A 563-nucleotide genomic window follows, 5' to 3' on the forward strand; every position below is an offset into this window, starting at 1 on the left:
GATAGCGTCCAGATGAAAACTCACGCCTTGACTGGTGACAGCTACCTGCTTTTTCCACTGGTAGCCCTCCTTGGTCAGACTGATCAGTGCCTCCTCCCCTTCCAGAGAGGAAATCACTTGGTAGTCTTCGTCTAAGAGGGCAAAACCAAAGGTGGAAGCCAAGTCCCCTTGCTTAATCAGGTGCCCACCGTCAATCTGTGCGAGATTAGTCATATTGAGATTACAGACCATTCTGCACCTCTTTCTTTACTGTTTACTTTGTATCAAGGTTTTCAGTTCTCTCACATCTTCGCCTAGCGATTTGACCTGTTCAGCCAGCACCAGAATAGCCTTGTTTTGTTCGTCATGGTTATCCAGCCTTTTGTTAGCCGACATTCGAAATTCGCGTAAGTTCTCAATATCTTTTTCTATGGCTGTAATGCGATTTTCCTGCTTGGTTGCCCTGTCCTTCATGGAAAAGTACAAGACAACCACAGGAATCAGAGAAAAGAGAAACCGAATCAATAAGTGCTCAATCTCTGTCATAAGCACCTCGCTAGTTTGCCAGATGGCTCAAACCACGG

1 protein-coding gene and 1 pseudogene are annotated in these 563 nt (G+C 45.8%); both read right to left on the reverse strand.

Going from position 1 to position 563, the window contains the following annotated elements; genetic code table 11:
- A pseudogene (locus tag WKI42_RS10630) lies at nt 1-231 on the reverse strand (hypothetical protein); the annotation flags it as partial.
- Between the two features lie 15 nt (nt 232-246).
- Nucleotides 247-525 carry a DUF7365 family protein gene (locus WKI42_RS10635; protein ID WP_049512689.1) on the reverse strand — a complete coding sequence of 93 codons (279 nt, stop codon included), beginning with the start codon at nt 523-525 and terminating at the stop codon, nt 247-249.
- Nucleotides 526-563 lie beyond the last annotated feature (38 nt).

Origin of the sequence: Streptococcus pseudopneumoniae (assembly GCF_038148935.1) — a bacterium.
GTDB lineage: Bacteria > Bacillota > Bacilli > Lactobacillales > Streptococcaceae > Streptococcus > Streptococcus pseudopneumoniae_U.

Excerpts from the sequence above, each read along its gene's own strand:
- WKI42_RS10635 (WP_049512689.1), bottom strand. The coding sequence starts at position 525 with ATGACAGAGATTGAGCACTTATTGATTCGGTTTCTCTTTTCTCTGATT.